The organism is Aquiflexum sp., assembly GCF_977115555.1.
Map to the genome: position 1 here is coordinate 1 of NZ_CDSBKL010000405.1, position 3,538 is coordinate 3,538.

At 37.7% G+C, this 3,538-nt stretch carries 3 protein-coding genes; 2 read left to right on the top strand and 1 reads right to left on the bottom strand.

What is annotated here, in order from left to right:
- Positions 1-1,795: tetratricopeptide repeat-containing sensor histidine kinase (locus ACZFYI_RS17430; RefSeq protein WP_462525402.1), on the top strand; the 1,795-nt coding region annotated here is incomplete at its 5' end.
- Entirely contained in the window at positions 1,792-2,526 is a 735-nt protein-coding gene (locus tag ACZFYI_RS17435) for a LytR/AlgR family response regulator transcription factor (RefSeq protein WP_462525403.1), read from the top strand. The genes ACZFYI_RS17430 and ACZFYI_RS17435, both read left to right, overlap by 4 nt.
- Positions 2,527-2,532: 6 nt before the next feature.
- On the opposite strand, the gene ACZFYI_RS17440 is transcribed toward ACZFYI_RS17435, so the two are convergent.
- Positions 2,533-3,294 carry an SDR family NAD(P)-dependent oxidoreductase gene (locus tag ACZFYI_RS17440; RefSeq protein WP_462525404.1) on the bottom strand — a complete coding sequence of 254 codons (762 nt, stop codon included), beginning with the start codon at positions 3,292-3,294 and terminating at the stop codon, positions 2,533-2,535.
- Between the last annotated feature and the right edge of the window lie 244 nt (positions 3,295-3,538).

Sequence of the window (3,538 nt, forward strand, 5' to 3'; positions counted from 1 at the left end):
CATTACAGATATAAAAGACGATACACTCAGGCTCAAAGTCCTTAATGACTTGGGTTACTATTACCATACCAGAAACCTAAATAAATCATTATTGATCATCAATCAGGGACTTGAACTCGCCAGAAAGATTGACAACAAGTATTGGGAGGGAAAATTACAGGTATCGCAAGGAGCCGTTTTGTTAAGGCTAGATGAATTGGATTGGGCTGAAATAGTCCTCAATAGTGCCTTAGGAAAAATTCCTGAAAAAGAAAGCTGGCTTCTTTATACCAATCTTGGTTATGTGTTTGAGAGGAGGGGAAATCTGGTAGCTGCTTTTGAAAATGCTACCAAAACTTTGAAAATTGGAGAAAAGTATAAGGATGACAAAGCGATTGCCATGGCTTATTCTGACATGGCAAACTTATTTTGGAAACAGGAAAAGTTTGAAATTGGATTGGAGTATGGTTTAAAGTCACTTGAAATATTTGAAAAAAGGAAGCTAAATGACTTGGATTATGACTTTACCCTTCATGTGGTGGGTAATAACCTAATCAATCTCAATAGGTCTGATGAAGCATTGGAATATTTCAAAAAATCAATCTCCCTCGGAGAAAGGTATGGTTTTTACAACAACCTAAGCGACACCTATATTGCCCTTTCAGATTTGTATAATCAGTCTTGGGATTATATTGAAGCAGAAAAATCAGGTTTGGAAGCTTTGAAATATGCCGAATTACTCGAAAATGACTTTATGATTATGCGGTCTTTACTTTCATTGGGAAGATCCAACAATAGCATTGGCCATTTTTCACATGCTATTGAGTTTTTGGAGAAAAGCATCCGTGTGGCTACCAAAGACTTTGGGGATAAATATTATTTAAGCCTTGTTTATCAGGAGTTGAGCAAAGCCTATGAGGGTGAAAGAAGGTATGCCAAAGCCCTTGCAGCAACGAGAAAATATGACGAGCTGAAGCAAAGCGTTTTTAACTCAGAAGCAGATCAGAGAATTTCTCAATTGATGACCGAAATGAATGTCTACCAAAAGGAAAATACTATCAAACTTCAGGAGGCAAGGTTAGAGAAACAAAAAATCGTTCAAATATTCATTTTGATCCTATCGGGACTTTTGATAATCATTTTAGCCATTCTTTATGTGGCTTTAGTCAGAAGGAAAAAATATAACATGCTCTTGGAAAAACAGAATCTTGAAAAGGAATTCCTCTTAAAAGAAATCCATCATAGAGTAAAGAATAACCTCGAAACCATATCCAGTCTACTTGCCCTTCAGACTGCCAAAATAGATAACAGTGAATTTAAAGGAATCATGGAGGAAACCCAAAACAGGGTCCACAGTATCGGGATGATTCATCAAAAACTCTATCAGGCAAACGAAATTAAAACTATTGAGATGAGGGATTTTTTCCTCAACCTTGGTGAATACATCATCGATACTTTCAATGCAGCAGGTAGGATAAAACTTACCTGCGATATGGAAAAATTAGGACTTGATGTGGATAGGGCCATTCCAATAGGTTTGATAGTCAATGAATTGCTCTCAAATTCCCTCAAATATGCATTTCCAAATGGCAATGAGGGAAAAATTAAAGTGACCCTTTTGGAGAAAAATTCCCATCTTTTACTCCACTTTGCGGATAACGGAATCGGAATAGGTGAAAAGCCTTCAATCAGAGGTTCCGGTTTCGGCACCCAATTAATCAGTCTATTGACCAAACAACTTGACGGAAAAATGACTTTACAAACAAATCCTGGAACAGAAATCTTTTTTGAATTCCAAATACAAAAAGCTGCATGAACCATAAAACAAGAATTTTAATTGTCGAGGACGATATGATTATAGCTGCCAATATTGGCTTACAGCTAACTAACCTTGGTTATGAGGTAACCGGACTTGAATCAAGGGGTGAAGAAGCTGTACATCATGCCCTTGAAACCAAACCGGACATTATATTGATGGACATTCAGTTAAAAGGAAAGTTAAATGGAATTGAAGCGGCTAAAAGCATAAAAAAATTTATCGACATCCCTGTTATTTACCTGACAGCAAATGTGGATGATGCTTCATTCAATAAAGCAAAGGAAACCCATCCTTTTGCTTTTATCTCCAAACCTTTTAATAAACTTGATCTGGAACGCACAATTGCTCTGGTGGAGGAAAAAATCAATGAAAAAAACATAGATATTCTTTCCAATGAGGATTCTGTCGAATACCAAGAAGATAGAATTTTTATCAGAGTTCAAAACAAACTTGTCAAAGTCCTCATGGAAGATATCCTCTATATTGAGGCAGAAAGAAATTATTGTAAAATCATTCTTTCAAATCTATCTTATATGATTGTCAGCCCATTAAGCAGACTTTGCGATAAATTGGATCCGAAGAATTTTATCAGGATTCACCGGTCTTATGTGGTCAATTTTTCAAAACTTGATGCTGTGTCTGAAGCCAATGTAGAAATCCAAGGAAAGCTTATCCCTATAGGAAAACAATTTAAAGATGACCTGCACCGGTTACTCAATAAAGTCTGACTTGCCTTAGCCCCCTGCCAAAATCCCACCATCAATCGTAAAAGCACTTCCCGTAATCCAGGAGGAATCATTGCTTGCCAGAAAAAGAGCAAACTTGGAAACATCTTCTGGTAAACCCAGCCTTTTGAGCAAAGTGGCGTTTCCTGCATTGGATACAGCTTTGGCAGGATCTGGGAATGCAGCCGCAGAGGCATGGATGAAAGGGGTATCCACCGGACCGGGACACATCGCATTGACCCTTACAGTTGGGCCATAATCCACCGCTGCCTGTTTTGCCAATGCCAATAAAGCAGCTTTAGAAGCACAATAAGCAGGATGGTTTGGGAAAGATTTGTAGGCTGCGATGGAAGCGTTAACGACAACAGAAGCAGACGGTCTTTTGAGCAATTCAGGTAATGCAAATTTCAATAAGAAAAAGACTGAGTCCACATTTGTCCGGAAAGTTTTGTCCCAATCCGAAGGTTCCAAATCAGTCACTGACCCCAAACCAAGCATTCCTGCATTGGTCACCAATCCATCCAATTGACCAAATGATTTTATTGAAAGGCTTACGAGTTCTTTGTTGTATTGAATATCACCGACATCTCCGGCCAAAAATTCAGCACTCCCTCCAATACTTTTGATTTCTTCCAAAAGTGCATTTCCCCTTTTTTCATCCCTCCCACTGAGAATCAGGTTAGCACCTTCTTTTGCAAAATCCAAAGCGATGGCCTTACCCATGCCACTTGTAGCCCCTGTGATGATGAATGTTTTTTGATTGAGTTTCATGCTTAAATACGTTTAATTTATTCGGATTATTCTGAATCGAAAATAGCTGAGATTCTGCATATTTATCAGAGATCAAAATAAATTATAATTTTATATCAAATCTATCTGTATTAAATTCTGAAATTTCTTAGCTTTAAAAAGCCTTGTCTTTTTCCTTAGAAAAATAAGGCAAAGTGAATTCAAACCCATTTAACCATGAAGCCAACCAATACCAAAGACCCTGAATACTACCATAAGGTAGTGG

What these genes read in the sequence shown, in the direction of transcription:
- ACZFYI_RS17440 (WP_462525404.1), bottom strand. Translation starts at nt 3,294, where the DNA reads ATGAAACTCAATCAAAAAACATTCATCATCACAGGGGCTACAAGTGGC.
- ACZFYI_RS17435 (WP_462525403.1), top strand. Translation starts at nt 1,792, where the DNA reads ATGAACCATAAAACAAGAATTTTAATTGTCGAGGACGATATGATTATA.